This is a genomic window from Clostridium sp. CTA-6 (assembly GCF_054768115.1).
Genome location: NZ_BAAAAU010000003.1, coordinates 64,231 through 90,918, shown reverse-complemented (window position 1 = coordinate 90,918; position 26,688 = coordinate 64,231). Strand labels below are relative to the sequence as shown.

The 26,688-nt window shown below is 28.1% G+C and carries 20 protein-coding genes; 18 read left to right on the top strand and 2 right to left on the bottom strand.

Features of this window, described 5'->3' with window-relative positions:
- The first annotated feature begins 73 nt into the window (after window positions 1-73).
- Window positions 74-2,242, top strand: a complete 2,169-nt coding sequence (locus ACYUDJ_RS05645) for a YhgE/Pip domain-containing protein (RefSeq protein ID WP_003489315.1) — start codon at window positions 74-76, stop codon at window positions 2,240-2,242.
- A 25-nt stretch (window positions 2,243-2,267) separates the two neighbouring features.
- Complete coding sequence (locus tag ACYUDJ_RS05640) at window positions 2,268-4,427, top strand: YhgE/Pip domain-containing protein (RefSeq protein WP_003489316.1); 2,160 nt, start codon at window positions 2,268-2,270, stop codon at window positions 4,425-4,427.
- 391 nt (window positions 4,428-4,818) lie between these two features.
- On the opposite strand, the gene ACYUDJ_RS05635 is transcribed toward ACYUDJ_RS05640, so the two are convergent.
- Window positions 4,819-5,121, bottom strand: coding sequence for a hypothetical protein (locus ACYUDJ_RS05635; protein WP_003489317.1), 303 nt, complete (start codon window positions 5,119-5,121; stop codon window positions 4,819-4,821).
- 205 nt (window positions 5,122-5,326) lie between these two features.
- On the opposite strand from ACYUDJ_RS05635, the gene ACYUDJ_RS05630 reads away from it, so the two are divergent.
- The 5 genes from ACYUDJ_RS05630 to ACYUDJ_RS05610 all read left to right on the top strand — a co-directional run bounded on the left by ACYUDJ_RS05630 (window position 5,327) and on the right by ACYUDJ_RS05610 (window position 12,333).
- Window positions 5,327-6,082: a DUF4184 family protein gene (locus tag ACYUDJ_RS05630; RefSeq protein WP_003489318.1), complete on the top strand. Its 756-nt coding sequence runs from the start codon at window positions 5,327-5,329 to the stop codon at window positions 6,080-6,082.
- Between the two features lie 268 nt (window positions 6,083-6,350).
- Window positions 6,351-8,480, top strand: a complete 2,130-nt coding sequence (recQ, locus tag ACYUDJ_RS05625; protein WP_003489319.1) for a DNA helicase RecQ — start codon at window positions 6,351-6,353, stop codon at window positions 8,478-8,480.
- 388 nt (window positions 8,481-8,868) lie between these two features.
- Window positions 8,869-9,300 carry a ferritin-like domain-containing protein gene (locus tag ACYUDJ_RS05620; protein WP_003489320.1) on the top strand — a complete coding sequence of 144 codons (432 nt, stop codon included), beginning with the start codon at window positions 8,869-8,871 and terminating at the stop codon, window positions 9,298-9,300.
- A 399-nt stretch (window positions 9,301-9,699) separates the two neighbouring features.
- A complete protein-coding gene (locus tag ACYUDJ_RS05615) occupies window positions 9,700-11,490 on the top strand; it encodes a methyl-accepting chemotaxis protein (RefSeq protein ID WP_003489322.1) in 1,791 nt (596 codons plus the stop codon).
- Between the two features lie 27 nt (window positions 11,491-11,517).
- Window positions 11,518-12,333 carry an alpha/beta fold hydrolase gene (locus ACYUDJ_RS05610; RefSeq protein ID WP_003489324.1) on the top strand — a complete coding sequence of 272 codons (816 nt, stop codon included), beginning with the start codon at window positions 11,518-11,520 and terminating at the stop codon, window positions 12,331-12,333.
- Window positions 12,334-12,664: 331 nt separating this feature from the next.
- Here the strand turns inward: ACYUDJ_RS05610 and yfcE are convergent, their stop codons facing one another.
- Complete coding sequence (gene yfcE / locus ACYUDJ_RS05605; RefSeq protein WP_003489326.1) at window positions 12,665-13,210, bottom strand: phosphodiesterase; 546 nt, start codon at window positions 13,208-13,210, stop codon at window positions 12,665-12,667.
- A 641-nt stretch (window positions 13,211-13,851) separates the two neighbouring features.
- Here yfcE and ACYUDJ_RS05600 point away from each other — a divergent pair.
- From ACYUDJ_RS05600 to ACYUDJ_RS05550, 11 genes are all read left to right on the top strand, one after another.
- Window positions 13,852-14,235 carry a response regulator gene (locus tag ACYUDJ_RS05600; protein ID WP_003489330.1) on the top strand — a complete coding sequence of 128 codons (384 nt, stop codon included), beginning with the start codon at window positions 13,852-13,854 and terminating at the stop codon, window positions 14,233-14,235.
- A gap of 114 nt (window positions 14,236-14,349) precedes the next feature.
- On the top strand, window positions 14,350-16,824 hold the full coding sequence (locus ACYUDJ_RS05595) for a WG repeat-containing protein (RefSeq protein ID WP_042386372.1): 2,475 nt from the start codon (window positions 14,350-14,352) through the stop codon (window positions 16,822-16,824).
- Window positions 16,825-17,198: 374 nt separating this feature from the next.
- On the top strand, window positions 17,199-17,414 hold the full coding sequence (locus ACYUDJ_RS05590) for a DUF2997 domain-containing protein (protein ID WP_003489333.1): 216 nt from the start codon (window positions 17,199-17,201) through the stop codon (window positions 17,412-17,414).
- A gap of 1 nt (window position 17,415) precedes the next feature.
- Window positions 17,416-18,237: a helix-hairpin-helix domain-containing protein gene (locus ACYUDJ_RS05585; RefSeq protein WP_003489335.1), complete on the top strand. Its 822-nt coding sequence runs from the start codon at window positions 17,416-17,418 to the stop codon at window positions 18,235-18,237.
- Window positions 18,237-18,842 (top strand): 4Fe-4S single cluster domain-containing protein, encoded by a 606-nt coding sequence (locus ACYUDJ_RS05580; protein ID WP_003489337.1) that lies wholly within the window; start codon window positions 18,237-18,239, stop codon window positions 18,840-18,842. Before ACYUDJ_RS05585 ends, ACYUDJ_RS05580 begins: the two co-directional genes overlap by 1 nt.
- A gap of 1 nt (window position 18,843) precedes the next feature.
- Window positions 18,844-20,517 carry an AAA family ATPase gene (locus tag ACYUDJ_RS05575; protein ID WP_042386374.1) on the top strand — a complete coding sequence of 558 codons (1,674 nt, stop codon included), beginning with the start codon at window positions 18,844-18,846 and terminating at the stop codon, window positions 20,515-20,517.
- Between the two features lie 14 nt (window positions 20,518-20,531).
- Window positions 20,532-21,302 carry a hypothetical protein gene (locus tag ACYUDJ_RS05570; protein WP_003489341.1) on the top strand — a complete coding sequence of 257 codons (771 nt, stop codon included), beginning with the start codon at window positions 20,532-20,534 and terminating at the stop codon, window positions 21,300-21,302.
- 480 nt (window positions 21,303-21,782) lie between these two features.
- Window positions 21,783-23,306 carry an L-lactate permease gene (locus ACYUDJ_RS05565; protein WP_003489343.1) on the top strand — a complete coding sequence of 508 codons (1,524 nt, stop codon included), beginning with the start codon at window positions 21,783-21,785 and terminating at the stop codon, window positions 23,304-23,306.
- 27 nt (window positions 23,307-23,333) lie between these two features.
- On the top strand, window positions 23,334-24,608 hold the full coding sequence (gene larA, locus ACYUDJ_RS05560) for a nickel-dependent lactate racemase (protein ID WP_003489345.1): 1,275 nt from the start codon (window positions 23,334-23,336) through the stop codon (window positions 24,606-24,608).
- A 42-nt stretch (window positions 24,609-24,650) separates the two neighbouring features.
- Entirely contained in the window at window positions 24,651-25,439 is a 789-nt protein-coding gene (locus ACYUDJ_RS05555) for an electron transfer flavoprotein subunit beta/FixA family protein (RefSeq protein WP_460289534.1), read from the top strand.
- Between the two features lie 29 nt (window positions 25,440-25,468).
- The gene (locus ACYUDJ_RS05550; RefSeq protein WP_003489349.1) at window positions 25,469-26,671 is read left to right on the top strand and encodes an electron transfer flavoprotein subunit alpha/FixB family protein; all 1,203 of its coding nucleotides are present in this window, start codon (window positions 25,469-25,471) and stop codon (window positions 26,669-26,671) included.
- The last annotated feature ends 17 nt before the right edge of the window (window positions 26,672-26,688 follow it).

Here is a 26,688-nt window from a genome sequence, read left to right as displayed (position 1 = left end):
ATATAAAATTTATTAACTATGATATATTCATCTACTTTGGTTTTTATAAAGAATTGGGAGGAAATAATTTGGAATGAATAGATTTAAAAACATAATTAAGGTATATAAGAGAGATATTAAAAGTTTAAATAAGAATTTTATTGCAATAATCATAATATTAGGAGTTTGTGTATTACCATCACTTTACGCTTGGGTCAATATTAAAGCTTGTTGGGATCCTTATGAAAATACAAGTACAGTACCTATAGCTGTAATTAATAATGATAAAGGTACAGATTTTGAAGGTAAAGAGCTAAATGTAGGAAATGAGATGGTGAAAAAACTTAAGAGTAATGATAAAATTGGATGGAAATTTACTAATAAAAAGGAAGCGGATATGGGTGTTATAGATGGTACATATTATGCCAGTATAGAAATACCAGAGGATTTTTCAGCGGATATAGTTAGTGTTTTATCAGATAATCCTAAACATCCAGAAATAATTTACAAAGTTGATACAAAAGAAAATCCTGTTGCGGCGAAAATAACTGGAATGGCTAAAAATACACTAATAAATGAGATAACTACCACTTTTATTACTACTGTAAATAAAACTGTATTTTCTTCTATAAATGGAATAGGTAAAGATCTTGAAAAAAACAAAAATGAAATAATAAAACTTAAAGAATCTATTATTTCAATGAATCGAAACATGGATTTAATTTTAACAGGATTAGAAAGTGTAAATACTAATTCTAAAAATCTAAATGAATATTTAAGTGTAGTTAAAACTACTTTCCCAGAAATAACTAAGGGGCTAGAAAATATTAATTCTAAATCTTCAAATACAAATGAAACAATAAATCAAACTAATAATATATTTAATAACTCCTTAAATAATATAAGCGTTATATTAAGGCAGGCTATATCTACTAATAATCGTGTTCAATCAGTATTAGATAATTTAATAGTTTTAAATAATGAATCTTCAAGTAACGAAGCAAATAGCTCTATAGCAAATTTAATTATGGATATAGATAGTACAAATAAAAATGTTGATTCTATGATAGAATTCCTTGAAAAAATAAACAACACAAAGCCAAATACTGAAGTGTCAAAATTTATAGTATCCCTTAATAATGTTAAAGGAGCTTTAAATGAAGAAAAACAAAAATTATTAAAGATACAAGAAATTGCTTCAAATTCTAGTAAAGTAAATGAAAATTCAATAAATGAATTAAAAAGAAATATATCTAATACAAATAAACAAATTGAAAGTGTAATGAATGTTTTTAATTCAAATATAAGACAGGAATTAGGTTCTATAATTAATAATTTCAAAAATTCTATTCAAGATGCTAGTAAACTTATAAAGGCAGGTAATGGATTAAATACACAAATAGAAAAGTTATTAGCTACATCTACAAAGGGAGCTGATTTATCAGCAAAGCTAAGCAAGGAATTAATTGATAAGTTAACAGAATATAAAGGGGTAATAGGTGAAATAAGTAAAAAATTAGAGTTGGTTAGTAATGATGATTTAATACAAATAATAAGTGTACTTCAAAATAATCCTATGCTAATGTCACAGACCGCAGCATATCCTTTTAATATTAAGGAAGAAGCAGTATATACTATACCTAATTATGGGTCTGCAATGACTCCAGTATATAGTGTGTTAGCCCTTTGGGTTGGAACTTTAATACTGGTATCTTTGTTAAAAACAGAGGTGGTGGATTTTGAAGGTAGTGAGAATATAACTATAAGACAAAAATACTTTGGTAAAATGCTTACATTTATAACTTTAGCTGCTATGCAAGGGTTTATAGTAGCTGTGGGAAATAAGGTTATACTAGGAGTTTATACAGTTAATTTTCCGCTTATGCTTGCGTTTTCTGTAGTGTCATCCATTATATTTGTTATAATAACGTACACTTTGGTGGCCATATTTGGTAAGTTTGGTAATGCTCTAGCAATAGTATTTATGATATTACAATTAGCAGGTAGTGGTGGAACTTATCCAATACAAGTGGATCCGTTAATATTTAGAATACTGCAACCATTTTTCCCATTTACTTATAGTATAGGAGGTTTTAGAGAGGCAATAGGAGGACCTCTTGTATCTAGTGTAATATTAGATTTTATAATGCTTATATTAATGGGAGGCATATTTGTTTTAATAGGATTTTTCTTAAAATCTCCATTACATCATAAAATTAGTAAGTTTGACGAAGACTTTAAGGCTTCAGGAATATCAGAATAAATAGAGAAAATAAAGAGGTGAGCATATGAAAAAGGTATTTAGAATATTTTCAAGAGATCTAACAAATATAGTTAAACATCCTGCAGCCATTATAGTAGTATTAGGATTATGCTTTATCCCTTCTTTGTATGCATGGATTAATATAGAGGCTTGTTGGGATCCCTATGCTAACACAGGAAATTTGCCTATAGCTATAGTTAATAAGGATGAAGGTATGATGGTTAGGGGGAAATATACAAATGTAGGAAATGGTATTGTTCAAAATTTAAAGGGAAATAAAAAAATGGGCTGGGTTTTTGTAGATGAGTGGCAAGCAAATTATGGACTTAATGAAGGTAAATATTATGCTCTTATAGAAATACCTTCTAATTTTACTAGTGGACTAGCAAGTTTAAAAACTACAGATCCCCAAAAACCAAATATTATATATAGAGTTAATGAAAAATCAAATGCTATAGCAACTAAAATAACCAATGCAGCAAAAGGAAGCTTGGCTAAAGAAATTCAAACTAATTTTGTTTATACAGTAAACAAAGAAGCTTTTAAATTATTGAATACTACAGGCGGTCAATTAGAAAAGAATAAATCTAAGATACTTGGCATAAAATCTACTTTAGAGCTTGGAAATAAAAGTATTGGAGAAGTAAAAAATATAATAGATGATGCTAGTAAAAATTCAGAAAACTTAAAACAGTATTTTAACGATACAAAGGACAAGCTACCACTTATAACAGATCAAATAAATAATTTACAGAAGGCAACAGAAGCTAGCAAAAACCTAGTAAATGATACGGAACGAGATTTAAATGGTATAGCAAAAAATATTAATAATGATATGATATATAGAGAAAGCACAAATAATAAAATTAGTAGCATATTAACAAATTTAAAAGAGTATAACAATGTTAGTAATAATTCAGAAATGATTAAACTTGTAGATGAAGCATCAAAATTATGTGATTCTATAAATACTAATATAGATGGGACTATAAAATCATTAGAAGTAGTAAATATTTTAAAACCTAATAAAAAAATTGAGGAATTAATAAGTAGTTTAAAAAATTTAAAAGAAAAAGTTAATAGTGAAAAAAATAAATTAGGCGAACTAAAGAATAAAGTTTCTACTTCAAACAATAATAAACAAAATATAAATCAGGTTGTAGAATCTATATTTCTATTAAATGATGAGATAAATAAAAATATGAGAAATACATCCAATATTTTTTATAATCAAACAACTATGATAATAGAAAATACTGCTAAAGGATTAGATAATAGATTAGATACAGCTAATGACATATTAGATACTACCAAATTAGTAATGCCTCAATTAAAGGCCTTGGGTGATTTTGGAGTAGGAACTAGTGATGCAGCTTTAAAGGATGGAAAAAAAATAAATGATAAATTAGCAGAATTTAAAAAAACAATAAATAAACTACAGGAAAAAACATCTTCTTTAACTGAAGATAATTTAGACAAAATAATAAATTTAACTCAGAAAAATCCAGAACAAATGGCTTCATTTATATCTTCTCCAATAAATATTAAAGAAGAGGAGATATATAACACAGGCATATTTGGAGTAGGGCTAACTCCATTTTATACAGTTTTAGCTATATGGGTAGGGGTTCTATTAATGAGTTCATTGATATCTGTAGAAGCAGAAGAATTTGAAGGAGAGAAAAAGCTTACTCATCTTCAAGTATATTTTGGAAAGTTGCTTTTATTTTTATCAATAGCCATAATACAAGGAGTTATTGTAACTTTAGGTGATGTATTTATTTTAGGAATAAAACCAGCAAGTATGGGATTATTGATGGTATTTACTATAGTAACAGCTATAACTTTTACTTTTATAATATATACTCTAGTATCTATTTTTGGGAACCTTGGAAAGGCTATTGCAGTAGTTATAATGGTATTTCAAATAGCTGGTGCAGGGGGAATATATCCAATACAAACTAATCCTAAAATATTTGGTGTATTACAGCCTTTATGGCCTTTTACTTATGCCATAGCAGGATTTAGAGAAGCTATAGCAGGGCCTGTACGAGCTGCTGTAATTAAAAATTTAGGAGCTTTATTTATATTTTCTATAGGTTCATTATTATTAGTTGTTCTTAAGAAGCCTTTACATAAGGTTACTGAATATATGAATGATAAATTTATAGAAACAGGATTATAAGGAAATTATGACTTAAAAGGGTCTTATATCACCCTTGGGTTAAAAAAAGGATATGTGGCTAGAAAGGTAACTCGTGACCATAAGGACTTCTAATTTGTTTTTCCTTAAAATATATGGTTTCAAATTAAACTTAATGAACGCTCGAACAATAATTTGAAACATACATATATTTTGCAAAAACAAATAAGAAGATCTAATCTTACTCGAATACCTTTTACACCACATATCCTAATTTTTTAAACCAAGAGAAGTTAGCATAATTAAATCTGTTCTCTGTTCATTATACTCTGTACTTTAAATAAGGAAAGTGCGTGGCACTTTCCTTATAATATGTAAAAATAGATTAGAGTTGGAAAATCAAGATAGAAAAGTTTTAAGTTTTGATTATATATTAAGGTCCGAAAATTAAAACACCTAAAGTCATATAGATAAAAGGTAATAGAAATAATAAAGTGTTAATAACAATACCTAGCTTACCCCATTTATTAGTTTCAATTCTTACTGATAATATTCCCAAAAGAAAGCCAAGAGGACTTATAAATATTCCAAAGAACAAAGGGAGGCCTTCCCATTTTTGCCATGGAGTTATTTTAAAAAGCCAATTTAATATTGGTAAAATAACAATTATAGACACAATTAAAGAAACAATTGCAAGTAGAGTAGCGGAACGTTTAACTGAAGGCTTTTTTCCCATATAACTATACTCCTTGTATTTATTAATTTATATTTAAATTATACATTATATATGGTTTAAAAATCCAGATTTTATTTTTATATTTTATAAAATTATATTTTTATAATGTGTTAAAATAGACTATATTTATAAAAGCTAAAAATTAGTTGACTTAATAAAAATAATTATAATAAATAATTATATAGATTTTAGGAGGACAGAAATAATGCCCTTTACTTTTTCACATCCAGCAATAGTTTTACCCTTAGAAAAGAAATGGAATAAATATTTTAGTTTTACTGCCTTAATATTAGGTAGTATGAGTCCTGATTTTGAATATTTTATAAGATTTAAACCTATGGCTACCATAGGACATGGATTAATAGGTTTCTTTTTATATAATTTACCCTTATGTTTTATTTTGGCTTATTTATTTCATAAAATAATAAAAAAACCATTAATAGTTCATATGCCAAAACCAATAGATAGTTGGTACTATAATACTGCATTAAAACCATGGACAATAAATTTCTTAACACAAGTTCTAGTATTTAGTTACTCAGCTATTATAGGTATGATTACTCATGTACTTTGGGATAGTTTTACCCACAAAGGTAGAAAATTTGTTATACTATTTGAAGGATTAAGAAAAAATATAGAAATTTTAAATTATGATATACCAGTATACAAAACACTCCAGCATGGAAGTACACTTTTAGGAGTAATATTTATAATTTTATATATTTATTCTAAAAGGAATAAGCATATAAATTGGAAAAGAATTAATAGAATTCCTGCCATAAATAATAAAGAAAAGATATTTTATTTCACAACTATTTTTTGTACAGGCTTAATAGTTTTACTTGTATATATTTTTTTATTAAACATCAGTTTTTCTATAAAGAATATAGGATCTTTTATAGTACCTTTTATAAATGGTTTGTTTATAGGCACCGTAATTGCATCTATAAAATATAAATAGAAAATTTTTAAATACTTTTTTATAGAAATATTAAAGAAAAGTTGGGTATAATTTTAGACAAGTAGAACAATATAAATTTCTTATTAATAAATTTATACTAAAATTGTACTTTATAAGAAGAACTTATCTATGTTTTGGCAGTGATTACATACAGTATAAGAATTCTAAATACCTGAAACTGAACAATTGAACAATTATAACATCACCCAATTTCATAAAAGCTGTGAGTATTTGAAATGGGATAAATATATGAAATGGAAGTGAATTTATGTTAGAGGGAGCTAAAAATTTACTAAAAAAACATTTTGGATATAATGAATTTAGGAAGGCTCAAGAAAAAGTAATAGAAAGTATTTTGAAAAAGGAAGATACAGTAGCTATTATGCCTACGGGAGCAGGAAAATCTATATGTTATCAAATACCTGCATTGATTTTTGGAGGGGTAACGGTAGTAATATCTCCTCTTATTTCTCTTATGAAAGACCAAGTGGATTCCTTAAAAGAAGTTGGAATAGAAGCTACATACATAAATAGTTCTCTAAATAATTTAGAAATAGAAGAAAGAATATTTAATGCAAGGGAAGGACTTTATAAGCTTATTTATATAGCTCCAGAAAGATTAGAATCTGATAGTTTTGTAAGAAGTTTAAATAACTTAAATATAGATTTGGTAGCGGTAGATGAGGCGCACTGTGTGTCTCAGTGGGGACACGACTTTAGGCCAAGTTATACAAAAATAAGTAGTTTTATAAGAAAATTATCTAAAAGACCTATTGTAACAGCCTTTACAGCTACAGCCACAGAAACCGTTAGATACGATATATTAAATAGTTTAGAACTTCAAGATCCTAAGGTATTTGTAACAGGCTTTGATAGGGAAAATTTAAGTTTTTCTGTTATAAAGGGAGAAGATAAAGAGAAATTTATATTTGACTATTTGGAAAATAATATAGGCAAGGTAGGTATAATATACACATCTACAAGAAAAGAGGCAGAAAGTTTATATAACAAAATAAATAAAAAAGGCTATAAAGTGGGAGTATATCATGCAGGATTAAATGATGAAGAAAGAAAAAGAACTCAAGAGGATTTTTCTTTTGATAATATAGAAATAATAGTAGCTACTAATGCATTTGGTATGGGTATAGACAAATCCAATGTAAGATTTGTTATACATCATAATATACCTAAAAATATGGAAGCCTATTATCAAGAAGCAGGTCGTGCTGGGAGAGATGGAGAAGAAAGTGAATGTATATTATTATTCTCTCCTAATGATATTCGCCTTCAAAAATATTTTATAGATGAAAGCTTTTTATCTCCGGAAAGAAAAAATAATGAATATAATAAATTAAGAGCTATGGTGGATTATTGCTACACCTCAAAATGCTTAAGGTCCTATATATTAGAATATTTTGGTGAAGAACCTTTAGAAGAAAAATGTAATAATTGTAGTACTTGCAATGACAATAGAGAAGAAAAGGATATAACCTTAGAAGCACAAAAGATATTTTCCTGTGTTTATAGAATGAAGGAACGTTTTGGGGTAAATATGGTAGCGGATGTACTTAGAGGGTCAAAAAATAAAAAGCTCTTATCCTTAGATTTAGATGGCTTATCCACTTATGGTATTATGGAGGAATTTACTCAGAAGGATATAGTGGCTTTAATGAATAAACTAATAGCAGATGATTATATGGTAACTACAGATGATAAATTTCCCGTTGTAAGATTAAGAGCAAAATCCTATGATGTGTTAAAAGGAAAAGAAGCTGTAGCTATAAAAGTTAGTAAAATAGAGAAGAAAGTAAAAGCAGACAATGAGTTGTTAGATAGACTAAAGCAGTTAAGAAAAGCAATATCTCAAGAGGAATCTGTACCACCATTTATGATATTCCCCGATGCTACTTTAAAAGAGCTTAGTGAATACATGCCTACGAAAGAGGAAGATTTATTAAAAATTAAAGGGATAGGTGAAAGAAAAGCTGAGGTTTATGGAGAAAGATTTATAAAATCTATTACAGAATATATGGACGAAAAGGGAATAGATTTTAATAATATGGATAATTATGAAGGTACTAAAAGTAATAAGGAGTCTAAAATAAAGACCCATGTATTAAGCTATAACCTATATAAAGAAGGAAAAAGCATAAAAGAAATTGCAGATGAGCGGAACCTAAAGGCTATAACTATACAAGAGCATTTATTTAAGTGTCTGTCAGAAGGTATGGAAGTTGATTTAGATAATTTTATAAAAAAAGATTATGAGAGGCTCATATTAGACACTATAAAAAAAGTTGGTGGAACAAAGCTAAAACCAGTAAAAGATGAATTACCACCAGAAGTGGATTATATGTGTATAAAATCCGTATGGTATAAATATAAAGATATAATTTAAAGCAAAGCTTTTAAAATAGATTTAATTTTAATATAGCAAATATAAAAATATATGTAATAGACATATGAATAAATTTTAGAAGTTCTTAGTCCGGCAGAATTTGAAATTTTTATAATTCCTCACAGGACGTGAGGAGCCGATGATGAAACCAAGGAGGGTGCCTCCATTGGGTAAAAAATTTTTAATGAAGCCAGATTTAGAACTTCTTAATGAAATGAATTAGTTTATGAATATATTTTTTATATTTGCGGTTTTAAAATTAAATCTATTTTTATGACAGTGTAGAATAATTTTAGCTCCTTTTTCAAAAACTAGTAAAAGATTTGCTAATTAATATTTGATTATAAAGTAATTAGTAAATAAAGTTAAATGAGAAAGGGGTATTTTAATGGATGAATTAGACATAATAAATGAAAATCAATTAGGTATAGCCGCTCAAAATGAAAATATTAAAACTGATTTAGAAGGTCAATTTAGAGCTGAAACTGGGGAAGTTGGTTTATATATAGCAATGGCAAGAGTAGCTCAAAGACAAGGGTTCCCAGAAATAGCAGAGGTATTAAAAGTAATTGCTACAGAAGAGGCAGAACATGCAGCGAGATATGCAGAATTAAATGGAAAAATTTCTGACTGTACAAAAGAAAACTTACAAAAAATGCTACAGGGCGAGATAGGATCAAACAAAATGAAGAAATCTTTAGCTGTAAAGGCTAAAGAAGAAAATATAGATGAAGTACATGATTTTATAGATGAAGCTTCTAGAGATGAAGCAAGACATGCAAAGATGTTAAAGGGATTATTAGATAGATATTTTCAATAAATTAAGAATAAAAAATTATAATGATTATTAAAAAGGACTTTATCAAATTTATTTTTGAAAATTTGATAGAGTCCTTTCTCTAATATTAAGCAAATATAGTTAGATTACTTACTTTAACTATTAAATATAAAATTTAATAATATAAGTAATTATTAAGAAAAAAATATAAATATTGACAATAATTGAATCATATTGTAAAGTTATAACTAAATAAAGGATTTTTGGATATATTAAGTAACTTTGAGGTTTGATTGCCAAAAAATAAAAATCATTTCTCTAGATAAAAATAATATTAGTTTTTTGTAAAAGTTTATTTGTTTAAGCGTGGTTTAGTTAAAATTGTGTTTTAAAACAGAAAAATAATTTAGAAAAAAATACATTGTTTAAAGGGGCGAAAAAATGAGGGCTAAAAAGTTATTTTGGAATTTAACTCTAAAATTAGAGAGTATAACCTATGCAGTAGTTATGCCAGTAGCAATTATAGGCACTATGCATATAGGAAAATTTTATGGACAAAGATTTTGGTCAGGAGTTTTTTCTTTAATATCAGCTATAATTATTAATATACTTATAGGAATATATATAAGGAAAAAGACTTTATATGATAATTTGAAAATCTTGTATGGGAAAAGAAATCTTACAGAAGAAGAATATGGTCAAATAAAGAAGGATCTATTAAAGTTTCCTTTAAAAGAGGGAATAACTATGCTTTTTAGATGGTTACTAGGGGTACCTAGCATAATGTTAATAGCTAATTTATTTATGAAAATAGATTTAGCTCAGTATTTTGTAGCTTTCTTAATAGGATTGAGCTTATCTTTCACAGGTTTTATGACTAATTATTTAAATTCAGAAAAATTACTTATAGATATATTTATAGAAAAGAAATTAAATACATACAAAATAGATGAAAATAATTATATAAAATTTACTATTGGTAATAAAATATATGGTGCTATTTTTAGCATGTTAATATTGGTTAGTTTTTCATATTTATATACATCATACAACATATATATTAACACTATTAGAGTTAGTCCATTAGTTTATTATTGCGCTTGCTTAGCAATGATGATATATGTGGTAGCAGTATTTTCTTATATATTTTCAAATAATATAAGAACTAATATAAATCAAATGGAAAAAGCTATAAATAAAATATCAAATAAAGATTTATCTATAGAACTGGCAAGAATAACTTCAGATGAAATAGGAAATATAAATAGAGATATAGATGTTATGAAAGAAAATCTTAAAGATTTTATAAAAAATATATTAACACAGTCAGAAGAAACAGTTAATTTTGTTCAACATTTAACTAAAGCTTCAGAAGAAAATACTAATGCCATGAATGAAATTTCAACTTCTGTAGAAGATTTAGCTAAAGGGGCTTCTATTCAAGCACAAGACTCACAGCAGGCTGTAGAAAAATTGTCTACATTAGGACAAGAAATAGATAAAACAAGTGAAAATTCTAATAATGTAAGAAATTATATGAACGAAGTTAGACAAGCATCAAAAGGTGGTATAAGTGCTATAGATAACTTAGTAGGAAGGCTAAAGGAAAATATAGGGGTATCTAAATATATATCTAATAATATAAAAGATTTAGCTTTAAAATCTTCATCTATAGGTGATATAGTGGCTACTATAAATAATATAGCAAATGAAACAAATTTATTAGCTTTAAATGCAAGTATAGAAGCAGCTAGAGCAGGTGAAGCAGGTAAGGGTTTTTCCGTAGTTGCAGATCAAATAAAGAAATTAGCAGAACAGACAGAAGTAGCTACTAAAAATGTAAAAACTATAGTAGAAGAGATGCAAGGAGAAATATCAAAAGCAGAAGAAAATGAAGAAAAATCAGAAATAATAATAGAAAATACATCAGAAGCATCTAATGAAGCTATAAATTCATTTCAGGTGATAAATAAATCTGTAGATGAAATGATTAATGAAACTTATGTATTGATAGAAAGTATAAAGAATATAGATGAAGAAAAAAATAGTGTACATGCATTTGTGGAAAATATATCTAGTGTATCCGAAGAAACAGCATCCTCTACTGAGGAAGTAAGTGTTATAGTTGAACAAGAAACAGTTACTATAAATGATTTAGCTACAATGTCGGCAAAATTAGAAAGTTTAGCTAAAAACTTAAAGGATGAAGTAAATAAATTTAATTTAGATTAGTTTAAAAATATTAAAGGGGGATTTTTTATGTCATATTTTTTAGCCAATGATAATGTTAAAATTTTTTATGAAGTAAAAGGAGAAGGAAAACCAATAATATTTATACATGGCTGGACTTGTAATCATAGCTTTTTTAAAAAACAAGTAGAAACATTAAGTAAAAATTATAAAGTTGTAACTTATGATCTAAGAGGTCATGGAGTATCAGAAAGACCTGAAAATGGTCTAACTATGAATAGAATGGCAAAGGATGTAAGGAATCTTATAGAACACTTAAATCTTTCTGATGTAACATTAGCAGGTTGGTCTATGGGAACAACTATAATACTTGAATATGTAAGACAATTTGCTTGTGATAAACTATCTAATATATGTTTTATAGATATGACACCAAAAGTTGTAGTAGAAGGAGATTGGCATATGGGGCTTTTCGGAGAGTTTAGCCATAAAGATAATTTAAATCATATAGCTAATGTAGCAGGAGATTGGCCAAAGGTTATAGAAAGTTTTGTTCCATCTTTATTTGCAACTTCAGGTTGTAGAATAAAAGAAGATATGGATTGGGTATTTGAAGAAGTAAGAAAAAATACTCCTCATGTAGTAGTAGATTGTTGGGTGTCTATGTCAAATGAAGATTATAGAGAAGAACTTTCAAAAATTACAATACCTACGTTAATAACAAGAGGAGAAGAAAGTGCATTTTGTACAAAGGAAACTTGTGATTATATGGAAAAAGAAATTAAAAATGCAAAATGGATAGATTATTCAAAATGTGGTCACATATTGTTTATGGAAGAGGCAGAAAAATTTAATAAGGATATAGTAGAATTTATTGAAAAGTAAAATTATTATTTGTGTATAAAAATAGATTTAATTTTAATCTAAAGATATAAAAAAATACTTTTTAAATTAATTCATTTCCCTAGTAATTTTTACTGTGGGTATATTAAAAATTACTAAAGTTTACTCATATGCTTATTGCTTATGTTTTTTATTTTTATTATATTAAAATTAAATCTATTCTATTTTTAGGTACTATCTAAAATTTTTAAAATTTTATCCTATTTCTGAGGTACTAGATAACTTCTTAACCTAAAGGTATAAGAAGCAGTAAAAAAATATAATTTTTTAAAATAAATTTTCACTAAATTTAAAAATCACTTCATTTAGGAATTTATATTAATGAAATCTCTTTAAAAATATCTCCTTCTAAGGTTTTTATTTTAAATAGGTTGTCATTAAGTATTCCATAGCAATGGGGTGTATTTTCCTTTGGAAATGTAATGGAACCAGGATTAATCATAAATATATTGCTTGTTTTTTCGGCTAAAGGTATATGAGTATGACCATATATTAAAGCATCTCCATTACTTATATTAGGTATATTATCTTTATTAAAAATATGGCCATGAGTTAAAAATAATCTTTTACCATTATATAAAACTATAGAATAATCACTCATAATAGGATACTTAAGAACCATTTGGTCTACTTCGCTTTCACAATTTCCTCTTACAGCTATAATTTTATCCTTATAGGAATTCAAAATTTCTGCTACCTTTTTAGGATCGTATCCTTTAGGAAGGGGATTTCTAGCACCATGATAAAGTTCATCACCCAATATAATTAGATAATCTGCTTTTTCTTCCTCAAATATATGTAAAACTTTTTCTAAATAATAGGCTGAACCATGGATATCAGATATAAAAAATAATTTCATATAAATAACTCCTTTCTTAATAACAAAGTATAGATATAATTATATATTTTTTTTATTTTTATTAAAAGTAATTGTTGAAAAATTTATATAATAAGAAAAAAAGTAGTAATTACTTATAAGAGAGTTTATATTTAAAAAATTATTATATTGTATATCATAAGAAATATAATTTATTGTATTATATATATATCCAATAAAGAACACTATATCCAGTTCTTTCTCTGTTGAAAAATATAATAAAGTGGTTTATAATTAGAGTGTTATTTATTACATTAAAACCTAATAAAAGTCATAAAATAACAATTTATTACAAAAATACATAAATAAAATTTAAAGAATATTTTATAATAAAAAGAAAATAATTATATTAATATTAAATAAAAATTTACTTTAGTATGATTTTAAATTATGCTAATATTATAGGTATAAAGATATTAATAAGTTGTGATTTAAATTGTCAAATAATTTTTGTCTGTATTAAAATATTATATTTATTTCAAATAAAAAGGCAATTATTGCAACTTATTGTCTAAGCTATAATTATTAATATTTAGTACAATTTTAATCTAATATTGGTATCTTTATTTTATTGATTTGCGATGGTAGATGCTTATTAATAAGTAAGGGGGAGGTTATAAAAAATGAGTAGCTCACAAAAGAATATATTAGTTATTGATGATTCTGCAAGTATTAGAAGTTTTGTAAGAAATATTTTAGAAAAAGCCAACTACAAGGTTTATGAAGCTTGTGACGGTGAAGAAGGCATTGAGGTATATAAAAAATGTGGAAACATTGATTTAGTAATGACAGACATATATATGCCTAAAAAAAGCGGTTTAGAAGTTGTAGTAGAATTACAAAAAAAATATAAAGGTACCAAAATAATTGTTTTTTCTGATGGGGGAAAGGATAATTTTACTAATGATTCAGGAGTATGTGAGGCTCTTGGAGCGGCTTACTTTATTAAGAAAGATTTAATTAAAGATAAGTTACTTGATTTAGTAAATATAATATTTTCAAAATAATTATTATTAAAATTATAGTATAATAACTAAATATAATAAGGTTATTTTAAGTAACCTATAATATACACCTTTCATATAATGCTGTTAAAAGCACTATATGAAAGGTGTATTATTTTGTTTGAAAGAAATTTGTTTAATATTATTAATAAGTACTTACCTATAGGCTCTGAAATAATAGTTGAAGAAGATAATAACAATGAGCCTTTAATAATAAGAGCTGATTTAAATGGATATGGATTAGGAGAAATAATTGTAGGTTATAGATGGCAAGGAGAAAATTATATTATGGTGTTAGAAAAGTACTATAATCACTGGTGTGTAATAGATAATATAAAGGGAAAGGGTTATGATATTTCTTATTTAAAAGTGGCACCTATAACAGATAATACAATAGATAATTTAATTATAGGATGGAGAAGAGGTGCTATATGGTCTGAGTTAGATATACTTCAGTGGACGCCCTATGGTTTTAAAAGAGTAATAGATGAGGGGATATATTATAGTAAAATTGAAGTGGAAAATATAAAAAGTGTAAAAGCTATGAATGGTAAAAATGAAATAGCTTTATGGTTACATGACACAGCAGAAGCTTATAAAGTGGAAGTATATAGATGGAGTTTGGGGAAATTAGTAAAAGCCGAAGATGTGTATCCTTATTATTTTGAGAAAGTAATTGATTTTTATAAAAGAAAAGTAAAGGAAGAACCAGACTTCCCAGTATATTGGTATTACTTAGCGGATGCTCAGATTAAAGGAATGATGTATGAGGATGCTTTGAAATCTATAGATAAAGCTTTAGAGCTTCCTAAAGCTTATCCTTCTAAAAGGGAGTTATTAAAATTAAAGGATTATATATTATTATTTATAAAATGCAAAAATATAAGCTTATATCCTGCACCTATAAATACTATTAAGGGTGTTAAATGGGGATATATAAATGAAAAGGGAGAATTTCTAATTAAGCCTATATATGATTTAGCCTTAGAATTTCAATGTAATGGACTTGCAGTTGTGGAAATAGATGATTTTTATGGAATTATAGATGAGAATGGAGATTATATAGTAAAGCATAAGTATGGCTTTATAAGTGAATTTTCAGAAGGAAGAGCTATAGTTATTGATAATGAAAGATTTAATATAATCAATGAAAAGGGAGAGGAATTGATTTCTAAAACCGAAAATTATAGTTATATAGGAAACTTTAAAGAAGGAAGGGCTCAATATGGCATTATAGATCCTAATAAAGGATATCTTTATGGGTACTTAGATAGAGATGGAAAGGAAATTATACCAGCACAATATGAGTATGCAAATGATTTTTATAAAGAAAAAGCTGTGGTTAGAATAAAAGAAAATGAATATGCTCTAATAAATGTAGATGGAGAAATATTAAATAAATATGAATATGCTTCTGTAGGAAATTTAAGAGAGGGTCTTTTATCTTTTAAGGAAGATATGGGAGGAAAATATGGCTTCATAGATGAAGATGGAAATGTAGTTATAAAACCGCAATTCACCTATGCTCAGGATTTTAGTGAAGGAAGAGCTGTGGTAAATGCCTCTGGAAATACTATAAATAATTATGGTGTAATAGATAAAGAAGGAAATTATATAATAACACCTAAGTATAATGACATAATTTTATTAGGAGATAATAGGATGGCTGTTGGAATAGCTATAGATAAAACATCACCTTTTATAGGATCTAAATATGCTATTGCAGATACAGAGGGCAACATATTAACAGATTTCATCTATTATGGAGTTTCAAATTACAAAAATGGAATAGCTTCTGTTTATGATAATAACAATACATTTTTTATCGATAAAGAGGGCAACAAAGTGGAAAACTTACCTGTAGTAGAAGGCAGTGGAACCTTAACTATAGAAAATGAATTAATAAAAGCTTATGTGGATTATAGAATTTCTTACTTTGATACAGAAGGAAATTTAATATGGGAAGAAAATTCAGTTATTCATTTAAATGATCAGTACAAAGTTATAGAAGAAAAATATAAACCTAATAAGGATTATTTAGTATACTATCCAAAGCTTAAGGGAATGGAAGATAAGACTTTAGAAGATGAGGTTAATAATAGGCTCAAAATTTTATCAGAAGTAAAACCTATAGAAGAAAATGTTCAATTAGAATATAGTTATTTAGGAGATTTCAAAATAGAGTTTTTTAACAAAAACTTATTAGTATTAGAGCTTCATGGATATAATTTTCCTTTTGGAGCAGCCCATGGTATGCCAAATAAAATATATACAAAAATAGATTTAACTACAGGAGAATTTTATGAACTAAAGGATTTATTTAAAGAAGATAGTAATTATGTGAAAGTATTAAGTGATATAATAGGAGAACAAATAAAAAATAATCCAGAATACTCCTATATATTTCCTGATAGCTATAATGGAATAAAAGAAGATCAACCTTTTTATGTATCAAAGGATGCATTATATATATACTTTTATCCCTATGAAATTGCACCTTATGCTGCAGGATTTCCTACCTTTAAAATACCTTATGAGGATATAATGGATATAATCAATGAGACAGGAGAATTTTGGAGGTCCTTTAATTAAAAATAAGAAAAATTTATTTTAGATAAAATAAAAGAGACTATAAAAAATAAAAAGACTATGAAGAAAAATATATAGTAAAATAAAAGTTTTACAGTACTACTAAGTTTATTTTAAACTAAATAAAAATATATGAAAAGGCTATGAAAAAATTAATGAACTTCATAGTCTCTTTATAATTTATAAAATATATAAATTATAATACAATTTTCCCTAAAATATATTAAATTTATCTAAATATATTATATAATTTATTACCAAAATATTATGAATTATAGATACTATATAAGTTACGTAGAGGAATTTCAAGTAAATTGTTGAATATAACAATATGGAATTAAATTTAATTATTAACAATTGACATAGGAGGGAGAATTTTGACAAAACAAATAAAACTTAGAATATATCCTGATGGAATTGTTCAAGCAGAAGTAGAAGGCGTAAAGGGTAAAAAATGTACTAATTATATAAGTATAATTGAGAATCTTTTAGAAGCTAAGGTAGCAGATTCAGAGTATACCTCTGAATATTATGAAGAAGAGGTTATTGAAAACTATGAAGAAGATAATATAACACTAAAGGAAGGGATATAATATGGCTGTAACTCAAAAAGGGAATAAGTGGGAAATGCAAAAATCACTATGGATAATAAGTAGTTTTGTTTTTTTAGTAAATGGAATGGGCATGTATTTTGCGGGAAAAAAGACAAAGGTAAAAAAATGGTATAATTATGGATTAATATATACAGCAATATCATGGATAGGCTTAATTATGGGTGGAGAATTGACAGGATTTCTACAAAGTATAGGCTGCATTATATTTCTTTTAGATTATATAGCTTGTATTGTACATTCTTTTAAAATAAGAAAAGAATATTTAATTAGGCGTGAAATTTTAGAATACAAAAATGATGTAGAGCAAATTGAGATGAACTCTATGAGAAGTAAAATTGCTAAGGAATATGGGTTAGATGATATAAATTCAAATGATCCAATTAAAAATACATCACAGAATGATTTAGTAAGAGAAAAATCTAATATTAATACAGAAGCTAAAATAGAAAATTTTCATATGAAGAATAAAGAAGAAAATATAGATAATATTCCACCAGTAATGCCCAAAAAAGTAGAAAGTACAGTAAACAATATGGGAAATAGTATAAATAATGAGGGACTTTTAGATATTAATTTATGTAGCGAATTAGAACTTTCAAGGCTTCCAGGTATAGGACTCATATTAGCTAAAAAAGCAGTTAATTTGAGAAATAGCAAAAATGGTTTTGATTCAGTAGATGAATTTATTGAAATGGTAGGAGTTAAACCACACTTTGTAGATACAGTAAAGATTATGATATGTTGCAAATCAGTTAAAACGGTTGAAGCTGTGAAAATGTCTGGAAGAAGAGTAGATTTTTAATGGAAATTAGAATACATAGAATTTTACCTAAAACTGAAGTAGAAGGTCCGGGCACCCGATGCTGTATATGGGTACAGGGGTGCCCTATTCATTGTAAAGGTTGTGGTGCTAAAGAAACTTGGGATTTCAAAGGAGGAGAACTTTTAGATACGGATGAAGTATTTAATATTATAAAAAATTCTAAGGAAATAGAAGGAGTAACTTTTTTAGGAGGAGAACCCTTTGCTCAAGCTTCAGCGGTATATGATATAGCATTAAGAGTTAAAAATATAGGTTTAACAGTTTTAATCTTTACAGGATATACCTATGAGCATATTTTAAAATCTAACAAAAAAGAGTGGAATGATCTTTTATCTGTTACAGATCTTTTAATAGATGGACCTTTTGATGAGACCAAATTTGATATTTCAAGGCCTTGGGTAGGTTCTTCTAATCAAAATTATAGGTTTTTAACTTCTTCTTATAAGCATTTAGAAAATAATCTGAATTCTATAAAAAACAAAATAGAAGTGAGATTACATAAAAACGGTACAATTTTTTTAAATGGTATGGGTGATTTCAATAGTTTAAAAAACAAATTAAAAAATTTAGAGGAGGGTGAATAAAATGAGTATAGAGAATAGCAATAACACAGAAAGAACAAAAAAATATTTAGCAAATATGTTTAAAGCGAGATTTCCTTATGTTTACATATCTACCTGGGAAGAGGAGAGAGCTATATCAGTTATAAATTCGGTTGCGAAGGATGCTTCACTTATAAAAACTCCTAGAACAACTTATATATGGAGCCAAACAAATGGAATGGCTATAGAAAATCTTAAAGGAAAAGAGGAAACTAAACAGCCATTAAAGGCACTAGAATTTATAGAAAAATGTGAAGAACCAGCAGTTTTTATTTTAAAGGATTTCCATGTATTTTTTGGAGTACAAGGAAAAAATATAGACTATACTTTAATAAGAAAAGTTAGAGACTTGGTAACAGTACTTAAGGCAAGTCCCAATCCTAAAAGTGTAGTATTTCTTTCACCTACAGTGGTATTACCTAATGAACTTCAAAAAGATATTACTATTTTAGATTTTGATCTGCCAACTATAGATGAAATTAAGAGTATGCTTGATGAAATGATTTATGTAAATGAGCAAAGCGGAAGAATTGATATGAACCTTAATGAATCAGAGAAGGAGAAAATTTGCAAGGCTGCATTGGGACTTACTCTTCAGGAAGCGGAAAATGCTTTTGCAAGAGCTATGGTTCAAGATGGAAAGCTTAATATTGATGATATTGATGTGGTTTTAGAAGAAAAATGTCAAGTAATTAAGAAGACAGGAATACTTGAATTTATAAAAAGTGACTTGAAAATGGAGGATGTAGGAGGACTTGAAAATCTAAAAAGATGGATTTTAAAGAGAAACAAGTCTTGGCTTGATTCTGCTCAAAAATACAACCTACCTGCACCTAAGGGAGTATTAATAACAGGGGTGCCAGGTTGTGGTAAGAGTTTAACTGCAAAAGCTATAAGTGCAATGTGGCAACTTCCACTTTTAAGATTGGATATGGGGAAAATATTTAGTGGCGTTGTAGGAAGTTCTGAGGAAAATATGAGAAAAGCAATAAAAACGGCGGAAGCAGTATCCCCATCTATACTTTGGATAGATGAAATAGAAAAAGGATTTGGTGGGGCTAGTTCCTCAGGAGATAGTGGAACTTCTATGAGAATCTTTGGAACCTTTCTTACTTGGATGCAAGAAAAGACTAAGCCTGTATTTGTTGTGGCAACAGCCAATAATATAAGCAATCTTCCTTCAGAACTTTTAAGAAAAGGAAGATTTGATGAGATATTTTTTGTAGACTTGCCTACAAAAAATGAAAGAAAGGATATATTTAGACTACATTTGAAAAAAAGACTTACCAATGCAGAGGTTTGTGAAGAAGTTAGTATTACAGAAGAATTATTATCTAATCTTGCAGATATAACAGAAGGATTTGTAGGAGCAGAAATAGAACAAGCTGTCATAGCTGCACTTTTTGAGGCCTTTTCAGAAGATAGAGCTTTAAGAGTAATTGATTTAGAAAGAGTAATAAAAAATACAGTTCCACTTTCAGTAACACAAAGAGAGCAAATTATAAAGATTAGAGAATGGGCAAATGTAAGAGCAGTTGCTGCCACAGCAAAAGAGGATAGAAGTGAGTATTTAGAAGTAAATGAAGAAAAAAAAGGTGAAAAAAAGGAAGAGGATGATATAAGAATATCTAGAGGTGGTAGAACTATAGATTTTTAAAGGAGGTATAAGCTATGTCTATATCATTAGCATTAGTTCCTGCAGTTTTGACTCTTAAGGTTGTTATGAATGAAAAAGACCTTGATAACTGGGTAGAAGATTCTAAAATAAATATGCCAACAACATTAAAAGATGAGAAAGAGATTATTAAAACTGTGAAGCAGGCTGGGTATAAAATAAATAAACATGGAGATTTAATTAAGACAGAGATAAATGGAGAAAAAGAATTTGTTACTTGGGAAAAAGAAAATGGAATATGGAATGTTGTATTTTCAAAATATGACTCCAAAGAAATGATAGTTGATTTTATAATGAATTTAAATAATAAAGCAGGTAGGAAGGTTATATATAAGTCAATTGAAGATATGGAAAATAGGAATGAAAACTCAACAACAGTAGAAGAAATATTAGAACTTCCTAAGGTAGAGAAAGAAATCTTTCCTACAAATTTTAAAGATAAGGAGTTGCTTTTAAAAACTCTTAAGGAATGCGGAGCTTGTCCTAAAGAATTAGCTGAGGAAAAGATTCAGTGTAATACTAAAGAGTGTCAATTAATTTTTCATAAAGAAGATGGTGGAAGTTATAATGTTGAAATTGAAGATACATCTTCATTAAAAAATGTTTATCATCATCTTAGTATAATAGATGAAGAATATAAACATAATGTACAAGAGTATACCTATAAAAAGGTAGTTGAAAAATTAAATGAAACAGATATGTATATAGATAATGAAGAGATACTTGAAGACAATTCTATACTTTTAACTGTTAACATAGGAGAGTAAAACGTGCAATAGGAGAATATATGACGAAATATATTATAAAGTGAATATTATTTTTAAAAAAAGATATACACAAATTTATTTTGTGAATATCTTTTTTTACTTATTAAAATGAAATAATATAGTTAAGTTAAACCAATTAAGGTATATATTTAAATAAATTACAAATTAATTAATAATACTAGAAACTGTCAATTTGATAGGTTTATATATAAATAAAGATGAGGTAGTACCATATTACAAATAGTAAAATATGAAAGTTAAGAAAATAACTTATTTCATTAATTTTAAAAAGTGAAGAGTAAAAATAAAAAAAAATTTTATATATAGTATTTTTGAAAACGTTACAATGAAAGGAGAAAGTCGCACTTCAGGAAATTTTAACCAAAGTTAAGAAAATAACTATTATAGAAATCTTATGAAAAATGGAGTAAACTGAAAGCAATAAGAGGTCGTACCATATTACCGTAAGGGGGAACCTATATGAATATGTATCTAACGTGTTTCATTGCTTTGGTGCCTATAGCTTGGTTAATGGTTTCATTAGGAATTTTAAAAATGCCAGGTTATAAAACTTGTCCTGCAACATTGGTATTAACTGCAATTTTAGCAGCTATAGTATGGAAAATGCCAATTTTAGATGCAGCTTCTGCTGCTTTAGAAGGAACGGCATTGGCTTTATGGCCTATAATACTTGTAATCGTTGCTGCAGTATTTACCTATAATTTATCAATTCATACTAAAAGTATGGATACTATAAAAAAGATGATGACTTCAATAACTACAGATAAGAGAATTTTGGTTTTAATACTTGCTTGGGGATTTGGCGGATTTTTGGAGGCTATAGCAGGGTTTGGTACTGCAGTTGCTATTCCTGCAAGTATAATGGCAGCACTTGGATTTGACCCTGTTTTTGCAGCTATAATATGTCTTATAGCAAACACTACACCTACAGCTTTTGGAGGTATAGGAATTCCAGTAACAACTCTTGCTAAGGTAACTAACATAGATGTAATTCAACTTAGTTATGCAGTAGGATTACAGTTATCAGTTCTAATAGTCATAATTCCAATAGTTTTAGTAATGTTAACAGGAAAAAGTGTGAAATCTATTAAGGGTGTCTTTGGAATAGCCCTAGCTTCAGGCCTTTCATTTGCAATACCAGAATTATTAATGGCTAAGTATATGGGGGCAGAATTACCAGCTATATTAGGGTCAATAACATGTATGGTAGTGACTATAGCTATGGCAAAGATATTTTATAAAGATACTGCTTCTAAAAATGTAGAAAAAATACCTTTCAAAAAGGCAGTTATAGCATGGTTACCCTTTATATTAGTCTTTGTTTTCATAATTTTAACTAGTCCATTGTTCCCAGCAATAAATAAGGGATTATCTCAAATACAAACAACTCTTTACATTTATACAGGTGCTCATGCTAAGCCATTTACATTCTTGTGGCTTGCTACACCAGGAACATTAATTATAATAGCTACTTTTATAGGAGGATTAATACAAGGGGCTAAGTTTTCTGAAATAGTTTCAGTATTAGTAAAAACTATAAAGCAAATGAGTAAATCTGCAATAACAATAATAGCCATAGTAGCTATGGCAAAGATTATGGGATATAGCGGAATGATAAAATCAATAGCAGTTGTGTTAGTAGCAGTTACGGGTAGTTACTATCCTTTAATATCACCTATAATCGGGGCTTTAGGAACTTTTGTAACAGGTAGTGATACTTCATCTAATGTATTATTTGGAGGACTTCAAGTTGAAGTAGCTAAGACTTTAGGATTAAATCCGTACTGGCTTGCAGCAGCTAATACTGGTGGTGCTACTGCTGGTAAGATGATATCACCACAAAGTATAGCAGTGGCTACAGCGGCTACTGGACTTGTTGGAGCAGAAGGTAAAATATTAAATGCAACTATAAAATTTTGTATAGTTTACGTAATCGTTTTAGGAATCATGGCTTATTTTATGGCACCTGTGTTTGGATTCTAATTGCTTAACTAATGAGGAGGATGAAATATGGCAAAGATAAAAATACCATATCACAAGAGAATGATTGAAATAGAGATAGAAGATAAAAATTTAGAAGGGATTTTAGAATCAAAGGCAGACAAATATAAAAGAAATTTAAGTCAAGAAGAAATTGTTGAGGCTGCATTGGACAATCCTATACAATGCGAAAAATTAGAAGATTTGGTAAAGGGAAAGAAGAACATGGTTATAATAACTAGTGATCATACAAGACCAGTACCAAGTAAGGTAACAATGCCTATACTTTTAAGAAGAATAAGAGAGGTTAATCCTGATATAGATATAAAAATATTGATTGCTACAGGTTTTCATAGAGAATCAACAAAAGAAGAACTTATAAATAAATTTGGCGAAGAAATAGTTGAAAATGAAAATATAGTTATGCATGTATCAACTGATGACAGCACTTTAGTGAAGGTTGGAACATTACCATCTGGTGGAGAGCTCATATTAAATAAATTAGCAATGGAAACAGAACTTTTAATAGCAGAGGGATTTATAGAATCACATTTTTTTGCAGGATTTTCAGGTGGAAGAAAGAGTATATTACCTGGAATAGCTTCTGCAAAAACTATAATGGCAAATCACTGTGGTGAATTTATTGCTAGTCCTAATGCTAGAACTGGAATATTAAAAGATAATCCAGTACACAAAGACATGCTTTATGCCGCTGAAAAAGCTAGTTTAGCTTTTATATTAAATGTGGTAATAGATAGTGAAAAAAAGGTTATAAATGCCTTTGCAGGACATAGACAATATGCCCATGAAACAGGATGTAAATTTGTACTTGAACTTTCAAAAGTTGAAAAGGTAAAAGCAGATATAGTGGTTTCAAGTAATGGAGGATATCCATTAGATCAAAATATATATCAATCAGTAAAAGGTATGACAGCTGCTGAGTCCACCTGTAGGGAGGGCGGAGTAATAATAATGGTAGCAGCTTGTAACGATGGGCATGGAGGCCAATCATTTTATGATAACTTAGCTAATAGCAAATCACCAAGAGAGCTTTTGGATAGAATAGCAAAAGTTCCCAGATGTGAAACAGTTCCAGATCAATGGGAGTTTCAAATATTAGCTAGGATGTTAGATAAATTTACAGTTATTTTGGTTACAGATATGTGTGAGCCTAATATGATTAAAGCTATGCATATGGAGCATGCATATAATTTTGAAGAAGCTTTAAATAGAGCTTATAAGCTAAAGGGAAAAGACGCTAAAGTAGCGGTAATACCCGATGGCGTTTCTGTAATCGTAAGATAAAAATTTATTATTAAACATAAATAGATTTTGGAGGTAATTTATATGGATATTTTAGTATGTATAAAACAAGTTCCGGGAACATCAAAAGTAGAGGTGGATCCAGTAACAGGAGTATTAAAAAGAGATGGTGTAGATTCAAAGATGAATCCATATGACCTATATGCTTTAGAAACAGCATTAAGACTTAAGGAAGAATTTGGAGGAGTTGTAAAGGTAATAAGTATGGGACCTCCTCAAGCAGCAGAAGTTATAAAAGAAGCTTATATGATGGGAGCCGATGAAGGAGTACTTCTTTCAGATAGAAAGTTTGCAGGAGCAGATGTTTTATCAACATCTTATACCATATCTCAAGGTGTAAGAAAAATGGGTGAATTTGACTTAATACTTTGTGGAAAACAAACTACAGATGGTGATACGGCTGAAGTTGGACCAGAGATGGCAGAATATCTAGATATAGCTCATATAGCAAATGTAATAAAAATAGAAGAAATTAAAGATGATTCTATAGTAGTGGAAATGGACATGCCAAACACAATAGAGGTAGCAGAGGTAAAATATCCATGTCTTTTAACAGTAGAAAAAGATATATATGAGCCAAGACTTCCATCCTACAGAAAGAAACTAGAGACAAAGGACAGAGAAGTTAAAATGTTAAGCTTAAAAGATTTTGAAGATAAAAATGAAAATATGTATGGATTAAATGGATCACCAACACAGGTAGAGAGAATATTCCCACCAGCAGTAAATACAGATAAAGAAATGTGGACAGGTACCGGAGAAGAATTAGGCCACAAGTTAGCAGAAAAACTTAAAGTAATGAAATTCGTATAGAATAAAGTAATACTAAGGAGGATTTTAATATGGGAAAATTAGTGGTAAATCAAGAAAAATTAACTCCTTCAATTATAGAGGAATTAGTTAAAATATGTCCTTTTGGAGCACTAGGAGAAAATAGTGGGAAAATAGAAATTTCAGCAGCCTGTAAAATGTGTAAGCTATGTGTTAAAAAAGGGCCAGCGGGTGTTATGGAGTTTGTAGAAGAAGAAAAATCACATATAGATAAGAGTCTTTGGACAGGCATAGCTGTATATGTAGATCATGTAGATGGAGATATTCATCCAGTAACTTATGAGCTTATAGGTAAAGCAAGAGAATTAGCGAATAAAATAAATCATCCAGTATATGCAGTATTTATTGGCCATGATATAAAGGAAAAAGCAGAAGAAATTCTTCACTATGGAGTAGATGAAGTATTTGTATATGATAATGAAGAATTAAAAGATTTTAGAATAGAACCATACACTAAAGCTATGGAAGATTTCATAAATAAAAATAAACCATCTACATTATTAGTAGGCGCAACAACAATAGGAAGATCTCTTGCACCAAGAGTAGCAGCTAGATTTAGAACAGGACTTACAGCGGATTGTACAATATTAGATATAAAGGAAAATACAGATTTAGTGCAAATAAGACCAGCTTTTGGTGGAAATATAATGGCACAAATAATAAATCCTAATAATAGACCTCAACTTGCAACAGTAAGATATAAGGTTATGGACGCACCAGAGCGAAGTAAAGAAAAAATCGGAAAAGTAACTCTTTGTAGCATAGACAAAGGCCAGTTAGACTCACAAATAAAAGTATTAAAAGTAACAAAGAAACAAGTAGAAGAAAGCATATCAGATGCGGATATAATAATTGCAGTTGGAAGAGGACTTAAAAAAGAAAAAGATTTAGATATGATAAATGAACTGGCAGAATTAATAGGTGCTCAAATAGCTACAACAAGACCATTAATAGAAGCAGGATGGACAGATGCAAAACGTCAAATAGGTTTGAGTGGAAGAACAGTAAAACCTAAACTTATAATTACTTGTGGTATATCAGGAGCCGTACAATTTACAGCTGGAATGAATAATGCAGATTGTATAGTAGCTATAAATAAAGATCCGAAGGCATCTATATTTAATGTAGCTCATTATGGAATAGTAGGAGACATTTATGAGGTAATACCAACACTTATAAATAATATAAAAGAAGGTAAAGCATTAGCCGTATAATTTCTAGGGTATTAAGG